At 71.2% G+C, this 15,809-nt stretch carries 12 protein-coding genes; 5 read left to right on the forward strand and 7 right to left on the reverse strand.

Annotated features, from left to right (window positions below):
• Positions 1-1,406 (reverse strand): ABC transporter substrate-binding protein (locus ACSLTV_RS30780; RefSeq protein ID WP_432134358.1); only part of this gene is annotated, 1,406 nt, incomplete at its 3' end.
• Positions 1,407-1,953: 547 nt separating this feature from the next.
• Between ACSLTV_RS30780 and ACSLTV_RS30785 the strand changes: the two genes are divergently transcribed.
• Positions 1,954-3,573 (forward strand): ABC-F family ATP-binding cassette domain-containing protein, encoded by a 1,620-nt coding sequence (locus ACSLTV_RS30785; RefSeq protein WP_432134359.1) that lies wholly within the window; start codon positions 1,954-1,956, stop codon positions 3,571-3,573.
• Positions 3,574-3,900: 327 nt separating this feature from the next.
• The gene (locus ACSLTV_RS30790) at positions 3,901-4,794 is read left to right on the forward strand and encodes a phosphorothioated DNA-binding restriction endonuclease (RefSeq protein ID WP_432157582.1); all 894 of its coding nucleotides are present in this window, start codon (positions 3,901-3,903) and stop codon (positions 4,792-4,794) included.
• Positions 4,795-4,989: 195 nt separating this feature from the next.
• On the opposite strand, the gene ACSLTV_RS30795 is transcribed toward ACSLTV_RS30790, so the two are convergent.
• Together ACSLTV_RS30795 and ACSLTV_RS30800 are read right to left on the reverse strand one after the other, a co-directional pair.
• Entirely contained in the window at positions 4,990-5,469 is a 480-nt protein-coding gene (locus tag ACSLTV_RS30795) for a hypothetical protein (RefSeq protein ID WP_435613307.1), read from the reverse strand.
• Positions 5,470-5,654: 185 nt separating this feature from the next.
• Entirely contained in the window at positions 5,655-7,328 is a 1,674-nt protein-coding gene (locus ACSLTV_RS30800) for a phospholipase D-like domain-containing protein (protein ID WP_432134362.1), read from the reverse strand.
• A gap of 450 nt (positions 7,329-7,778) precedes the next feature.
• Here ACSLTV_RS30800 and ACSLTV_RS30805 point away from each other — a divergent pair, with 450 nt between their 5' ends.
• On the forward strand, positions 7,779-8,444 hold the full coding sequence (locus ACSLTV_RS30805) for a hypothetical protein (protein ID WP_432134363.1): 666 nt from the start codon (positions 7,779-7,781) through the stop codon (positions 8,442-8,444).
• 9 nt (positions 8,445-8,453) lie between these two features.
• On the opposite strand, the gene ACSLTV_RS30810 is transcribed toward ACSLTV_RS30805, so the two are convergent.
• Positions 8,454-8,720 (reverse strand): SHOCT domain-containing protein, encoded by a 267-nt coding sequence (locus tag ACSLTV_RS30810; protein WP_432134416.1) that lies wholly within the window; start codon positions 8,718-8,720, stop codon positions 8,454-8,456.
• 219 nt (positions 8,721-8,939) lie between these two features.
• On the opposite strand from ACSLTV_RS30810, the gene ACSLTV_RS30815 reads away from it, so the two are divergent.
• Positions 8,940-9,488 (forward strand): hypothetical protein, encoded by a 549-nt coding sequence (locus ACSLTV_RS30815; protein WP_435613308.1) that lies wholly within the window; start codon positions 8,940-8,942, stop codon positions 9,486-9,488.
• A 218-nt stretch (positions 9,489-9,706) separates the two neighbouring features.
• Entirely contained in the window at positions 9,707-11,230 is a 1,524-nt protein-coding gene (locus ACSLTV_RS30820) for a multicopper oxidase family protein (protein WP_435613309.1), read from the forward strand.
• A 36-nt stretch (positions 11,231-11,266) separates the two neighbouring features.
• Here ACSLTV_RS30820 and ACSLTV_RS30825 read toward each other — a convergent pair whose 3' ends face one another.
• From ACSLTV_RS30825 to ACSLTV_RS30835, 3 genes are all read right to left on the reverse strand, one after another.
• Positions 11,267-12,520, reverse strand: coding sequence for a PP2C family protein-serine/threonine phosphatase (locus tag ACSLTV_RS30825; RefSeq protein WP_432157585.1), 1,254 nt, complete (start codon positions 12,518-12,520; stop codon positions 11,267-11,269).
• A 102-nt stretch (positions 12,521-12,622) separates the two neighbouring features.
• Positions 12,623-13,837: a cation:proton antiporter gene (locus ACSLTV_RS30830; protein WP_435613310.1), complete on the reverse strand. Its 1,215-nt coding sequence runs from the start codon at positions 13,835-13,837 to the stop codon at positions 12,623-12,625.
• Positions 13,838-13,862: 25 nt separating this feature from the next.
• A complete protein-coding gene (locus ACSLTV_RS30835; protein ID WP_432134367.1) occupies positions 13,863-15,764 on the reverse strand; it encodes an alkyl/aryl-sulfatase in 1,902 nt (633 codons plus the stop codon).
• Between the last annotated feature and the right edge of the window lie 45 nt (positions 15,765-15,809).

A 15,809-nucleotide genomic window follows, 5' to 3' on the forward strand; every position in this document is an offset into this window, starting at 1 on the left:
GCGCCTGCACACGGGTGAAGGCGGCCGGAGCCGGTCGACCCGTCGAGCAACCGCTCGAACCTGAGAAGTCCGTCCACGCTGATCCGGGCGCCGGCCAGGCCCGGTGAACAGAGGAACCACGCGCACACCTGGACCAGGGGGATCTTGGGAACCGTCCACCACCACCGCTCCTCGGCCGCCCGCCAGCGCTGTGCGGCCTCGGTGGGGTCCTCGCAGACCTCCGCCAGATCCAGCAACTCGTCGAATCGTTCGTCGGCGAAGGCACTCTGCCGGGCGGCACGGCCGGTCGAGCGCCAGAAGGACAGGGATCCCGCTGGATGGTCGAAGACGGGCGATGTCAGGGCGTAGAGGAGGCAGAAGTCCCGGTCGGCCGACGCGCGCACGTACTGCGCGAAAGTCAGCTCGGTGGTGGTGACGGCGACACCCAGGGAGGCACCGAGCTGCGAGGCCAGTTCGGTCACTGCCTCCGCGTTGGGGGCAAATGCCGAGTAGGCGATGTCGAGTCCGTCTTTGGCCGCTCGACGCAGTGCGTCCCGGTCGGCCGGGCTGACGGATTCCCAGACGCCTGTCGACGGAAGCCAGGGTCGGGTCAGCGCCTGCGTGGCCGAACTCAGAGCAGCCCGGTCGATGAGCCCGGCCAGGGCCCGTCGGGCCTGCGGCGCATGCAGAAACCCCTGGGCTCTTCGTCCGAAGTCGAGCGATCCATGGACGGCTATGGGACGCCGGACTCCGTGGGGATGCTCAGCGAATTCTGCGGCCTGTTTCACCCCGAACCCAGTGGTGGCCGTCATGTCAATGGCGCCGCTCAAGTAAGACCGGACGGCCTCCTCGGGTTCGGCGATACAGGTGAAACGCAGCTCGTCCGGGCACGGATCCACCTGTTCCCAGTGGGGATTCCGCCGGAGCACGATTTCCCGATCCTGCCACCGCTCCACGGCAAATGGGCCGAGCGCGACACCACCGGACAGACCCTTCCCCTCCGTGCGGCGACGCGGCGCGAAGTCCGGAATGGACATCAACTCAGGCGCGAAAGTGATCGGCCGCCGGAACCGGTATTCCACGGTGCGTTCGTCGATCGCGACCACAGGCGCGGCTTTTCCGGAGTGGTCGAGGAATGTCGTGGCGGCATTCGACCCGCGCTTGAGCGCATGGGCGATTCCGCGTACGGCGTCCACTGCACGCAGGGGTGCGCCGTCCGACCAGCGCAGGCCCTCATCGAGTCGCACCTGCCATCGCGCACCACCCTCGCGGGGAGATGCTTCGACCGCAGAGTTGACGGCGGAACCACTGGCGAAGAGGGGCGCCAGAACACCTTCGGCGATGAAGCGAGCGCTGTAGTCCACCGGGAGATGGAGGTCACGCGTGAGCGGCATCGCGTCGAGGGCGAATGCTATCGTGGCGCTCATTTCACTGCTCCCCGTTTTCCATTCAATGACCGGGTTCGCAGTGCGGACACATCCACAGACTGCGAACCCGGCATGCCACCGCATTAGCAGCGGTTGACGAAAGCAAGCTGCTCATTGAGCGTCACCTGCTCGAAGTCGAGCTCCTCGTCGACCTCAGCAGCCGCGACGACCTCGATGGTCTCCTCGATGTTGTTCATTCGAATTCACCCCCCCTCGAAATCCCAGGTGATCACGCCATCACGCGTCACCAAAAACCGTCAAGAAGAAACGACATGCATGATCTACGTCACACACACTGCAAAACCCTGAGGGGTGGACGAAACAGACATATGGAAGTGGCCGGATGTGGTCCGTTTGCCTATCGACTGGACAGGGAAAAGCGGCAGTCCAGTCCAGGGGAGGCATTATTCAAGCGACACAGGTGCTGTCTTGCTTCGCTCACCCCGGCAGAGGCAAGCTGCAAGAGCTATGCAACGGAATGGCCCATGCCGCGTTCATGAGAGTGCCGTCGGCAGGCCATCGCGACAGAGAGATCTACTCCTCACTCATGGGCTTTCTTCAGTTCAACGGTGTTCGGTACACAGTCGACGACGGCAGGACGCTCTTCCGGGACGTGAGCTTCTCGTTGAGCTCAGGCGAGGTGGCAGCACTCATCGGCCACAACGGCGCGGGTAAGTCGACCCTCGTCAACATCGCGTCCGGCGCCCTGACACCGCAGGACGGGAGCGTCACCGTCCAAGGCGGCCTCGCGGTGATGCCACAGTTCATCGGATCGCTGAGGGACTCCTCGACTGTGCGTGACCTGCTCCTCGCCACGGCCCCGTCCCGGCTCGCCCGGATCGCGGCGGCCCTCGACACCGCCGAACTGAAGATGATGGAGCAGGACGACGAAGCCACCCAGATGCAGTATGCGGAGGCGCTGACCGAATGGGGCGAGGCCGGCGGTTACGACATGGAGGTGTTGTGGGACGTCGTGACCATAGCGGCCCTCGGCATCCCCTACGAGCGCGCACGGTTCCGCGAGGTCAACACCCTCTCCGGCGGGGAGCAGAAGCGCCTCGCCCTGGAAGCGCTGCTGCGTGGACGCGAGCAGGTCCTCGTCCTCGACGAGCCCGACAACTACCTGGACGTGGCTGGCAAGCAATGGCTTGAGCAGCGGTTGCAGGAGACGGACAAGGCGGTCCTGCTGGTCAGCCACGACCGGGAGTTCTTGGGCAACGTGGCGACCAAGGTGGTCACGTTGGAGGGCCGCGGCTGCTGGGTCCACGGCGGTTCGTTCGCCAGTTGGAAGGAAGCCCGGACAGCCCGCAGGGAACGTCTCGAAGAGCTGCATCGCCGATGGGACGAGGAGCACGACCGGCTCAAGGAACTCGTGCACACGCTCGGCGAGCAGGCCAAGGTCAGTCCGGCCATGGCCGCCCGCTACCGTGCGGCCCAGACCCGGCTGAGGAAGTACGAGGAGGCGGGCCGGCCACCCGAACTGCCGCGCAAGCAGCGCGTGGTGCCCCGGCTGGCGGGCGGGCGCACCGGCACGCGCGTGGTCACCTGCAACCGGCTGGAACTGACCGGCCTCATGCGTCCGTTCGACCTCGACGTGTTCCTGGGCGACCGGGTCGCGGTGCTCGGCTCGAACGGCTCCGGCAAGAGTCACCTGCTGCGGCTGCTCGCCGGTGAGAGCCTCGACCACACCGGTGAGTCGAGACTCGGCGCTCGCGTGGTGCCGGGCCACTTCGCACAGACCCACCAGCACGCCGACTGGGAGGGCCGCACACTGGCCGAGATCCTCGGCCGCGGGCACGGGACGCGGGAGGGGATCGACCGGGCTACTGCAGCGCGAGCGCTCTCCCGCTACGAACTGGCCGACGCGGCGGACCGCCGGTTCGAGGCTCTCTCCGGAGGACAACAGGCCCGATTCCAGATCCTCCTGCTGGAGCTCGGCGGTGCCACGCTCCTGCTGCTGGACGAGCCGACCGACAACCTCGACCTGGTGTCGGCCGAGGCCCTGCAGCAGGCGATCAGCGAGTTCGACGGAACTGTGATCGCCGTGACCCACGACCGTTGGCTCGCCCGCTCCTTCAACCGCTTCCTCCTGTTCCGCGCAGACGGCGAGGTGGTGGAGACAGCGGAGCCGGTGTGGGACGGGGCCCGCGTGAAGCGAGCGCGGTGAGCCCTCGGTTTCCAGGAGTGACCTGACCAGGGCATTGTGAGACCGCGAGGGCACATCCAGGGCACATGGGCATGGGAAACGGCGTAGAACGGTGAGAACTACGTAGAGGTGTCTCCGCAGCTCAGCGCACATTTCAACAAGAAACCCCAGATTCCCCCGGCCCCTCCCATTCGCTGCACGAGTGGCAGGATTTCAGCCATCGGTTGCATGAGGCGGGGCATCAGCCTTATTGCCTTGTGTGGCCCTGAGCTGGGGTTTCGTGGTCAGCGGGCTGTCGTCGAAGATCTCGTTCCCCCGTCGCCGACAGCCCGTCTACGATCAGCGGCCATGGACTGGCTGGAGCGGATCGCCGAGCTGAGGCAGTGGACCAAAGGCGGAACTCGCGCTCCGCACAAGCCGCTGCTGCTCCTGTACGCCCTCGGCCGGTTCCAGAGGGACGCCGACGAAGGTTTGCGATACACCGCCGTGGAGCACGACCTGCAGCGCCTGCTGACCGAGTACGGCCCGCCTCACAAGACGACGCCCGCCTACCCGTTCCACCACCTGGTCAGCGACGGCGTATGGGAGGTCCGCACCGATCGCGGACCGGGCAGCCCCGGCAGCGGAGTACGGGACCTCCGCGAGACGGGCGCCACCGGCCGGCTCGCGCCGGACATGAGAGCCGCCCTGCGACGCGATCCGGACCTGCTCGGCAGAATCGCGCGATCGCTGCTCGACCTGCACTTCCCGCCCTCCCTGCACGGGGAACTGTGCGAAGCCGTCGGCCTCGACCTGGAACCGACGGAGTCCGAGCGACTCTCCGCTGTACGCAGACAGCGGGACCGGACGCTGCGGGAACTCGTGCTGACCGCCTACGAGTACCAGTGTGCCTTCTGCGGATACGACGGCAGGATCGGCGCGGTACCGGTCGGGCTGGAGGCCGCTCACGTGCGCTGGTGGGCGTTCGGCGGACCCGACGAGATCGAGAACGGGCTGTGCCTGTGCGCGCTGCACCACAAGCTCTTCGACAAGGGCGTCCTCGGCGTGGGAGACGGCCAACGCATCCTGGTCTCACAACGCTTCGTCGGCCACAGCCCTGCCGCCCGCGAGCACGTCATAGCCCTCGCGGGCCGCCCGCTCATCGGACCACAGCCCGGCTCACACCCTGTTGCTGCGGTTCACCTCGACTGGCATACCCGGCAGGTCTTCCACGGCGAACCGCGCCCTGCCACGACTGCCTGACCTGAAAGACGGGCACGGTCGCGTGCCAGTTCTGTACGTCGCTCGTCAGGCAACGCAGTCGAAGCGCTGAGTGGGCGAGCGCCGACTTCCAGGTCATGGTGCGCTTCCGATGGCGCAAGCAGGGCATCGCCGAGCGAATGCACAAGGCGCGTTGCAGATCGCCCACCGACATGTGCACGACGAGCTTCTCGTCTCCTAGCCCCGGCGTTCGTCTTCCTCCCGGGCCGTCTGGCGTCCGGTCTCCCCGCCGCGTGAGGACGATTCCTGCGCTCGTTGCGCGAAGGCGAGCTCCACGCCCGCCATCAGCGGGTAGGCGACGGACACCGCGAGCGCCGTCACCGGCCAGGCGGCCACGCCGCCGAGGAAATAGGCGATGCCCCAGGCGAGGGTGGCCGAGGCGCCCACGGACATCAGGCTCAGCGAGATGCCCAGCGCGGTGACCGTGCCGGGCTCCTGCTCCAGCGGGCGTCGGAGGCCGACGGACGCGACGGCCTCCAGCAGGCTGAACGCGAGGGCCGCGCCCAGCGCGAAGTAGACGAAGTGCGCTGATCCGGAGACCTTGGCCTCGGTGTTCAGCAAGCCGAGGGCGGCGGTGATCACCACGGAGAACCCGTAGGCCTGCCCGTTGTTGCGCAGCGAGGCCCGCAGCCCGTGTGCCGTACGCGTCAACCGCATGACTTGCCTGTCTCCGCCCCTGGGAGCGGGAGCCCGCAGTGGCCGTCCACTGCGGGCAAGCTAGCGCGTGCACCCACCGGGCGCGGTGCGCGAACCGCCGATCGAAGTCCCTCGGGAGGGGCCCGGCCGGGGCCCCGCGCTCGCCCGGGGAGCGGGGCTCCCGTGGGCGGGCTACGGCGTCGGCGTCAGCGGGGGCACGTGCCCGTGCTGTGGTCGTAGGTCGCCGTGTGGCGGGAGTGCTGCCACTCCGGGTCGAGGAGGTCCCGCTCCAGCTGCCGTGCGGCGGCCGGGTCCTCGACGATGTAGCCGAAGTCCTGGAGCCAGGACGGGTAGAGGTTCTTCGAGCCGATGTAGAAGGCCGAGTCGTCGACGGAGATCAGCTTGTGGTGCAGGGCGTAGGGCTTGCCGTCCGCCCAGGTGCCCGGGCCGGCCGCGCGGAACGAGGCCAGTTGCAGGTTGGCGCACATCACCCGGTCGGCGTCGGCCGTGCTGCCCGTCGCGAGGGTCAGGCGGTCGCGGAGCGTGTCGCTGATCTCGGTGAGGGACTTGATCTGCGAGTAGCCGCCGCTGCCGATCAGGCCGCGGTTGGCCGGGTCGCTGACGACGATCCTGACCTTCACGCCCGCGGCGAGCCTGGCCGCCAGGGTGTCGTACAGGCGGACGTCGTAGCGGGGCAGCGGAGGGCACGTGGAGTTGAGGTCCTGCTGGGAGATCTCCACGTGGTCACGGGCACTGGCGATCAGGGCGCGCAGCGCGCTCTCCTCGGGGTTGACCGTGTCGTAGTCGCGGTCGGTGTTGGTGCGGTCGCCCAGCACGCGGGGGAAGCAGGTGGCGTCCCTGGGCGAGGCCATGGCAGGGAGCGCGAACGACGAGGCGGGGTCGCGGTCCTCGATGCCGACCCCGAGACCGCCCACGGCGATGACGGGTGTCGTGCCGTCGGCCGGGGCGGGCCCGGGGTTGGCGTCGCGTTCGAGCGAGGCCATGCACGGGGCGTGTCCGGAGGTGGCCAGCCACACCTTCGCGGGGTTGCCCGCGTTGCGGCAGGTCCAGTCCCACAGGGTGTCCAGGTAGGCGCCCGCGGTGCGGGCGGCGGGGCCGCGCAGGGCCAGGTCGACGTCCGTGACCGGGTGGGAGGTGTCGAGATAGTCGCCCTTCCAGTCGTTGATCCCACCGGTGATCACCGACTCGCCGTCGACCACGACGAGTTTGGAGTGGTTCCAGGAGAAGGCGGTCTTCGACGTCGTCATGGAGGCGACGTCGAGGGTGACGGCGTCCGCCGCGTCACCGAGCCGGTCGAGCAGGTCGTTCTTGTACACGGACGGGATGACGTCGGCGTGGTAGAGCGGGGCCGCACCGACGAGGACGCGGACCTTGAGCCGGTGACCGGCGGCCACCGACGCCCGGAGCCCGTCGGCGATCGCGTCGTTGAACGCCCCGTCGGGCAGCGGGGCGAGCGAGGAGATGTCCACGGTGCGCCGGGCACGTGAGATGTCGCGGACCATGGCCGACAGCAGCTTCCGGGAGCCTGTGCGGTGTGCGCAGGAGGCATCGCCCCAGCAGCCCGGGGTCTGCAGCAGCCAGCCGGCCGGGTCGCCGGGCTCCGCGGCGAGGGTGTTGCCGGCGCTCCGCCCCCACACCCTGCCCTCCAGGCCGGGCGACACCTGCCGAAGGACGTCCTCGACCCGGTCGAGATGCGGGGTGCCGACAGGGGCGCCGGAGTCGGCGCCGACGTTGGTGCTGGGGCTGGTGCCGGCAGTGGTACTGGTGCCGGCGGCGTGGGCGGGCGGGGCGCCCAGCGTGGCCAGGGCTGCGGACAGGACTGCGGCCGGGGCCATGACACGGCGGAACTGGCGGTGCACGGAGGTCCTTCGACGGAGGCGGGTCGCGGACCTCGACGGTCGGTCCGGATCACGAGTGCGAAGAAGCTACCGCCTGGTAGCCGCGTGTCGGCGCCGGACCGGTGATGATCGGTCAGCGGAGCGCCCCCGGCGCGCGCCGACCGGACGACGCGGTACCCCCGTGCCCCGCCGTGCGCCCGGGCCCGCGGCCGTCGGGGCCGCCGGCGCCCGCACCGGGGAAGAGTTGACCGGAAAGTGACGCCTACCGGGCGCAACGGGGCCCGTTCCGCCCGAAGCGGTCAACTGGCTGGATCAGTACGATGATTGGCGTGATCTGACTGCACCTGCACGGGGTGGGAGCTGTCTCGCTCTGCAACAGGCGGTGGACCGGTACGGCCGTCCCGAAGGCGGCCGCCGGCACGAGTGCCCCGGTCCACCGACCCCCCTTGACGCAAGAGGTGACGACAGCAGATGACCTCGAATCGCTTCCGGCGCTACGCCGGACGTCTGGTGCCCCTGGTGACCGTCGGCGGACTCGCGCTGGCGGCGGCACCGTCCGCGGTGGCCGACGAGCAGCCGACCCGCCGGCAGCTCCTGACGGACTGCGCGTCCGGCGTGGGCAAGTGCACGTTCAACTCCCCCACGGTCGGCAAGGCCTACCTCGGAGGGTTCCACAAGGTCTCCGACCACCTCTACAACTGCAGCAGCTCCACCGCCACCCAGTCGGTGACCTGGAACGACACCGTGGGGTCGAGCGACTCGCTGGGCGTCTCGGTCACGACGGGCGGCAAGATCGCCGGGATCGTGGACCTGAGTGTGACCGCCAGCTACAACCACAGCTGGTCCACGTCCCACTCGGAGAGCAGCTCGCTCACCATGACGGTGCGGCCCGGTGAGGTCGGCTGGATCTCCCGCGCCCAGGTGATGCGGCAGGTCTCGGGCACGTGGCAGACCCACTACGACAGTCCGAAGTGGGGCCACTACTACTGGTTCTTCGGTGACACCGTCACCAGCCCGGCGCCCAACGGGACGGACGGCGTCACCAACTCACTCGTCGTCAACTCCCGCAAGATGACGGCGACGGAGAAGCGCATGTGCGGCGCCGACGCGCACCGCGGCAAGGCCTTCGCCCGGTAGCCGACGGCGTCACTTCCTCCGGCCCGGGGTGTTCTGCAGAATCCCCAGACGCCGCTGGTACTCGTCCTCGTCGATCTCCCCGCGTGCGAAGCGCTCGGCGAGAAGTTGTTCCGGAGCGCCGGGTCCGGCGGGGGGCGGCGGGGGCGTGTCCGGGTGGGACAGGGCGCGGAAGAGCAGGACGCCGAAGGTGATGAGGACGGCCCAGAAGAGGATCATGCCGGCCGACATCGCGAACCAGCCCCAGCCGCCGACGTCGTGGTCATACCAGAACATCACGGTGCTCACCGCCTCTTCGTGACAGGGGAGCGCGGCTCCGGCGGCTGCGGGGGCGCCCCTGCCCTCCCCTTCACCGTCGCCCTCTCCCGGCGGGACGTCATGGGCCGAAGCGGTCAAGGCGCAGGGCCCTTCGGCCCGGGCCTTCCCTCCGGCGCGGCGGAGGGTACCTCCCCCGGGTACATTGACCCTGCCCGGAAACATCCAGCACGGACGGATCACATGACGACGACGACAGCGGCGGCACCCGCCGCGGCGAGGGACCGGCACACCGCCCGGCCTGTCGTCGCGTCCTGGGCGCGGGCCGCCGTCGTCGCGGTGCTCGCGGTGCTCGCGGTGCTCGTGCACCACGAGACGTCCGCGCCGGTGAGTCATGCGGCGCCGGCCTCCGCGCCGCATCGCGCCTCCGGTCCCTCCACGCCGCACCACCCTTCCGGTCCCTCCACGCCGCACCGCGCCTCCGGTCCCTCCGGCCCTTCCGCTCACGTGTCCCCCGCCCCCGGCGCGTCCGCGCCGTCGCAGGTCACCGCCACCGCCACCGCCGTGGCCCCCGTTCCGGTCGCCATCGGCGACGGCGGACCCTGTTCGGGCTCGGCGGGGCAGCACTGCTCAGCCGCCGGGGTCGACACGGTCAAGATCCTGCCGCCGGCCGGGGCCATCGCCGGGCGGGCTCCGGCCCGGGCCGGGCGCCTGGCCGGCGGGCCCGGCATGCCGGGAACGGTGGGGCGGGCGCCACCCGATCTCTCCGTCCTCTCCCGACTGCTGCTGTAGAGCGCGCCCACGGCCGCGCACGTCCACGGGGAGCCCCCTGTCCTCGTTCGAGGGCCGTAGGCCCCTGTCAGGGTTCCGCCTCCCCCGGGCACACATGTCCCCGGACGCGCCGCCGTGACCGTCAGCCACCACAGCGAAACGCATCGTGAGAAGAGGCCCCCGTGAACAACACCCCTGCGCACAGCACCCCCGCCCACGCCCCTGTGAACAGCACCCGTGTGAGCGAAACCCCTGGAAGCACCCCCGGCCGCCGCTCCTTCCTCCTGGCCGGGCTCGGTGTCGCCGGCGCCGGTGTGCTCGCCGCCTGTGGCGGTGGCTCCGGCGCCGGCCGGCCCGCCCTGGTCAGCCCGTCCGGTGCCGCGGTCGGCGCGGCGGACGGCAAGCGGAACCGGACCGGCCGGACGCACGAGGTGAGCCTGGTCGCCGCGCCGGCCCCGGTGGAGCTGGGCGGCGGTGTCACGGCCGGCACCTGGGCCTTCGCCGGCCGGACGCCCGGCGAGGAGCTGCGGGTCTCGGCCGGTGACCTGGTCGCCGCCACACTGTCCAACCGCCTCCCCGACCGGACCACCACCTCCGTCCACTGGCACGGCATCGCCCTGCGCAACGACATGGACGGCGTACCGCCCGTCACCCAGACGGCCGTCGCCTCCGGCCAGGACTTCACCTACCGCTTCCTCGCCGACGCGCCGGGCACCTACTTCTTCCACCCGCACGTCGGCCTCCAGCTGGACCGGGGCCTGTACGCACCGCTGATCGTGGAGGACCCCAACGAACCGCTGTCGTACGACGACGAGTGGGTCGTCGTGCTGGACGACTGGCTGGACGGAGTCGCGGGCACCCCGGACGAGGTCTACGCCGAGCTGAAGCGGGGCATGGGCGCGATGCACGGCGGCGGCATGGCGATGAAGCACATGCTGATGGGGGCGGAGAGCCCGCTGCTGGGCGGGGACGCCGGCGATGTGAGGTACCCGTACCACCTGGTCAACGGCCGGGTTCCGGGCGACCCGCAGGTCCTGCGGAGCGCCCCCGGCCGGCGGGTCCGGCTGCGGCTGGTCAACGCCGGGGGCGACACCGCGTACCGCGTGGCCCTCGGCGGGCACCGGATGACCGTCACCCACACCGACGGCTTCCCCGTCCGGCACCAGGAGGCCGACGCCCTGCTGATCGGCATGGGCGAACGCTACGACGTGCTGGTCACCCTCGGCGACGGCGTCTTCCCGCTGGTCGCCCTGGCGGAGGGGAAGAACGCCGTCGGGCGGGCTCTCGTCCGCACCGGTTCCGGCGCCGCCCCGGTGGCGGACTTCCGGCCCGGGGAACTGGAGGGGGCGGTCGCGACCGGGTCCCGGCTGAAGGCCGCGGACGACGTCCGGCTGCCGTCGGGGAAGGCCGACCGGGTCCACCGCGTCGAGCTGACCGGCGGCATGATGGCGTACGACTGGGCGATCAACGGCGAGCGGTTCGACATGGACGACCCGGCCCGCCGGCCGATCACCGTGGCCGAGGGGCAGCGCGTCCGGCTGGACTTCGTCAACTCCACCGGGATGTGGCACCCGGTGCACCTGCACGGCCACACCTACCAGCTCGGCGCCGACGGGCCCCGCAAGGACACCGCGATCGTGCTGCCCGGGAGGACGGTGTCGGTCTTCTTCGACGCGGACAACCCCGGCCGGTGGCTGCTGCACTGCCACAACGCGTACCACGGGGAGGCCGGGATGATGGCGCTGCTGGCCTACGAGGACTGACCCCACCGGCGGCGGCCGGGGCCGTTCAGAGGCCGTTCAGAGCCGTACGACGATCAGCGCGACGTCGTCCCGGCCGCCGCCGCGGACGCCGAGGCGGTCCAGGACGGTGTCCGCGAGCTGTTCGGCGCCGAGCCGGCCGGCGTACTCGCCGAGTACGTCGGTCAGCCGGCGCAGGCCGACGTCGATGTCCTCGCCGCGGCGCTCGATGAGCCCGTCGGTGTAGAGCACCAGGGTGTCCCCGGGCCGGTAGGACGCGCTCGACTGGGGGCGCGGGACGTGCTGCGGCCGGGCGCCGAGCGGTGGGTCGGTGGCCCGGTCCAGGAAGTCCCAGCCGCCGTCGGGGCGGACGAGCACCGGCGGCGGATGGCCGGCGCTGCTGTAGGTGATGAGCCGGCTGCGGGCGTCGATGATCGCTTTGAAGGCGGTGGTGCCGAGCGCCCCCTCTACCGACCGGGCGTACAGGCCGAGCACCTCCAGGGCCTGCGCCGGGCGCTCCAGGGCGCGGATGGCGGCGGACAGGGCGGCGCGCAGCATGCCCATGACGGCCGCCGCCTCCAGTCCGTGGCCGATGACGTCGCCGACCGCGACGGCGAGCCGGTCGGGCGGGATGTCGACGACGTCGTACCAGTCGCCGCACACGTTGAGGGAGCCCGCGGCGGGCAGGTAGCGCACCGCGACATCACGGTGGTGGTCCAGGTCGGGGGTGCGCAGCATGGCTTGCTGCAGGGTGACGGCGACCTTGCGTTCGCGGGTGTGCGCCTGCCGCAGCTCCTCGTTCAGCCGCTGCACCTCGCGGGCCCGGGTGTACAGCTCGGCGTGCAGGGCCTGGGCCTCCTCCAGGCGCCGGCCCACCCGGATGCTGTCCGGGGCGAGCGCCTGGTGCTCCTTGACGAAGACGGTGACGTCCTCCACCCAGTGGATGATGTAGGCCACCTGGCCGTCCGAGCCGAGGACGGGCGTGTTCACCGGCGACCACCAGCGCTCGTCGAACGTCCCGGGCCGGCCCGCGACCGGGATGTCGTACTTCTGCAGCACCATGGTGTCGGCCCGGCGGGTCACCAGCACCCGGTCCAGGGAGGCGCGCAGGTTGCGCACCCCGGTGGCCTCCGGATCGGCCGGGTTGTCGGGGAACGCGGTGAAGATGTGGCGGCCGAGGAGGTCGTCGCGGGTGCGTCCGGTGGCCGTCAGATAGGCGCGGTTCACGTCGACGATGACCAGGTGCGGGTCGAGGACCAGGTAGGGGCTCGGTGTCGCGGCGAACAACGCGGCGTGGTCGACCTGCGAGGCCACTGGCAGCACTCCCTTCCCGCCCCCGCCGACTGGTCCTCAATCTACGGGCGCCGGTACCGGAGCGCGCGTTGCCGACGGTGCACGACGGCCGGGGCACGGCGTTCACCAAGCCTCCGCCTCGGTCGTCGGCAGGGACGGCGGCTCCGCCCGGCCCCGGCCGTGCAGGAGCCGCAGTGCCGGCAGGGGCAGCAGGAGCACGGACAGCATGGCGGCGCCGACCAGGGCGGCGGCCTCGTCCGTGCCGATGACCTTCTGGTCCACGCCGATGGTGGTGATGGCCACGACGAGCGGCAGGCAGGTGGACGTGAAGAGGGTGAGCGCCACCCGCTCGGCCCGGCCGAGGCCGCGCGGCGCGAACAGGTACACCGGGCCGCCGCGCACCAGCAGGAACAGCAGCAGGAACACCGGGACCAGCAGCAGGGCCCGCCCGCCGTCCAGCAGGGCGGCCAGGTCGAACTCGATGCCGGTGACGACGTAGAACAGCGGGACGAGGAAGCCGAAGCCCATCGCCTCGACCTTGCCGAAGATCTCGGCGCCGTGGGCGGGCGGGGCGCCGCGCAGGACGAGGCGGGTGAGGAGACCGGCGGCGAACGCGCCGAGCAGGATGTCCAGGCCGAACGCCTCGGCCAGCGCCAGCATGCCGGCCAGCAGCAGCATCACGAAGCGGACCGCGAACTGCCCGCTGGTGTGCAGGGTCTTCTCCACCAGCCGGGAGAACCACGGCGTCCGGGGCCGCAGCGCCCACCACACGGCGCCGGCGGTGATCGCCGCGAACACGACGAGCAGGGCCGCGGACTGAGCCGGCCGGCGCCCGCTGAGCAGCAGCGCCATGGCCACCACCGGGCCGAACTCGCCGATGGCGCCGAACGCCGACATCAGCGTGCCGAAGGGCGTCCGCAGCATGCGCTCGTCGCGCAGGATCGGCAGCACCGTCCCGAGCGCGGTGCTGGTCAGCGCGGTGCCGACGACGTACGCCTCGTACCGGTCGCCGCCGCCCACCAGCAGGCCCAGCCCGATGCCGACGGCCAGGGACACCAGCCAGGCCGCCACCGACCGGCGCAGCGGCGAGCCGCGGACCGCCAGGAAGTCGATCTCGTAGCCGGCGAGGAAGATCAGCATGGCCAGCCCCAGGTGGGACAGGGTGCTCACGACCTGGTCGGGGCCGGCCCAGCCGAGCACATCCGGTCCGAGGAGGATGCCGAGGCCGATCTCGAAGATGACCAGGGGGACGCGGATCCGGCGTGCCACGCCCTCCGCAAGGAGCGGCGCGAGCACGGCGGCCGCCATGATCAGGACAAGGGTGCCGGGATGCGCCATGAACCGCTCGACCGGGGTCGCCGGGTCACGGGGTCACGAGGGCGAAGTCCGGGTCGGGATCACTCAGATGCCCGAGGAGCTCGGTGAGCCTGCCGAGGTCGCCGCCGACCGTGACCCCGTCACGGGCCGCCAGGTCGGCGGGGGCGAGCACGCCGGCCAGGACGGCGCGCAGGTCCGCCTCGGCGAGGGTGATCTCGACGTCCGGGTCGGCGGCGGCCGGCCCGGCGCCCGTGACGTGGGTGAGGACACCGTTGCGCAGCCGCAGGGTGACGCGTTCACCGCCCGTCAGGTTCCAGCGCACCGTGATGTCGGCCTCCCAGCTGCGCGGCCCGTCCACCCGGATGGCCAGCGCGTCGAAGAGCTGGTCGAGGGTCAGCGCGGTCATCAGGTCGGGCGAGTTGCTGGCGGTGGGGGTGCCCACGGAGCCGTGCCGCAGTTCGAGCGCGCCCATGAGGTAGAAGTTGCGCCAGGTGCCGTTCTCACTGCCGTAGCCGAGCTGTTCGAGGGCGTCGGCCTGCAGGGCGCGGGCCTCGGCGTTGTCCGGGTCGGCGAAGACGACGTGGTTGACGACCTGGGCGACCCAGCGGAAGTCGCCGTCGGCGTACGACTGCCGGGCCCGGCGCAGGACTTCGTCGGCACCGCCCATGAACGCGACGTACCGGCGGGCGGACTCGACCGGTGGGTGCTCCCACAGGTGGGCCGGGTTGCCGTCGAACCAGCCCAGGTAACGCTGGTACACCGCCTTGGTGTTGTGGCTGACCGAGCCGTAGTAGCCGTGGGTGTGCCAGGACCGCTCCAGCGCGGGCGGCAACTGCATGCGCTCGGCGATCTCCGCCGCCGTCAGGCCCTGGTTGAGCATGCGCAGGGTCTGGTCGTGCAGATAGGCGTACAGGTCGCGCTGCTCGGACAGGAAGCCGACGACCCGGTCACGGCCCCACACCGGCCAGTGGTGGGAGGCGAAGGCGACGTCGGAGGAGTGGGCGAAGAGACCGATGGCCTCGGTGAGGTAGCGGGCCCAGACCCGCGGGTCGCGGACCTCGGCGCCGCGCAGCGTGAGCAGGTTGTGCAGGTTGTGGGTGGCGTTCTCCGCCATGCACAGGGCCGCGTGGTCGGGGAAGTGCAGGTTCAGCTCGGCGGGGGCCTCGGTGCCGGGGGTGAGCTGGAAGACCATGCGGATGCCGTCGACCGTCTCGGTCTGCCCGGTGCGCGTGATGGAGGCGGTCGGCGGGATCAGGCCGACCGTGCCGGTGGAGACGGTCTGGCCGAGTCCGGCGCCGATCTGCCCGCGCTCGCCCTTCGGCAGGGCGGCACCGTACATGTAGGCGGCGCGGCGGCTCATCGCCGTACCGGCGTAGACGTTCTCGCTGACGGCGTGCGCGAGGAAGCCCTGCGGGGCGAACACCGGGACGCCGCGCTCCACGTCCTCGTCGGTGATCACACCGCGTACGCCGCCGAAGTGGTCGGCGTGGCTGTGGGTGTACAGCACGGCCGTCACCGGCCGCTCACCCCGGTGGGCCCGGTACAGGGCGAGCCCCGCGGCGGCGGTCTCCGCGCACAGCAGCGGGTCGATGACGAGGACACCGCGCCCGCCCTCGACGACCGTCATGTTGGACAGGTCGAAGCCGCGCACCTGGTAGATGCCCTCGGTGACCTCGAACAGACCGTGGTCCGAGCAGAGCCGGCTCTGCCGCCACAGGCTGGGGTTGGCGGTGGCCGGGCAGTCCTGTGCGAGGAAGCCGTACGCGTCGAGGTCCCACACCGTGCGCCCCTCGCCGTCCCGGATCACCGGGTCCGCCGCCGTGCCCATGAAGCCGCGCCGCGCGTCCTTCAGGTCCTGGGTGTCGTCGAACGGGAAGCGCCGCCGGACGGCCTCGTTGGCCTTCGCCACAGCCGGTTCGGCCGGCTTGGTGTCGGTGTTCAGGGGCATCGCGGTCTCCCTCGGTCTCCGGGCGGGCGCCGGGCCGTCGGTGCG

Source organism: Streptomyces sp. bgisy159 (assembly GCF_965341775.1).
Classification (GTDB): domain Bacteria; phylum Actinomycetota; class Actinomycetes; order Streptomycetales; family Streptomycetaceae; genus Streptomyces.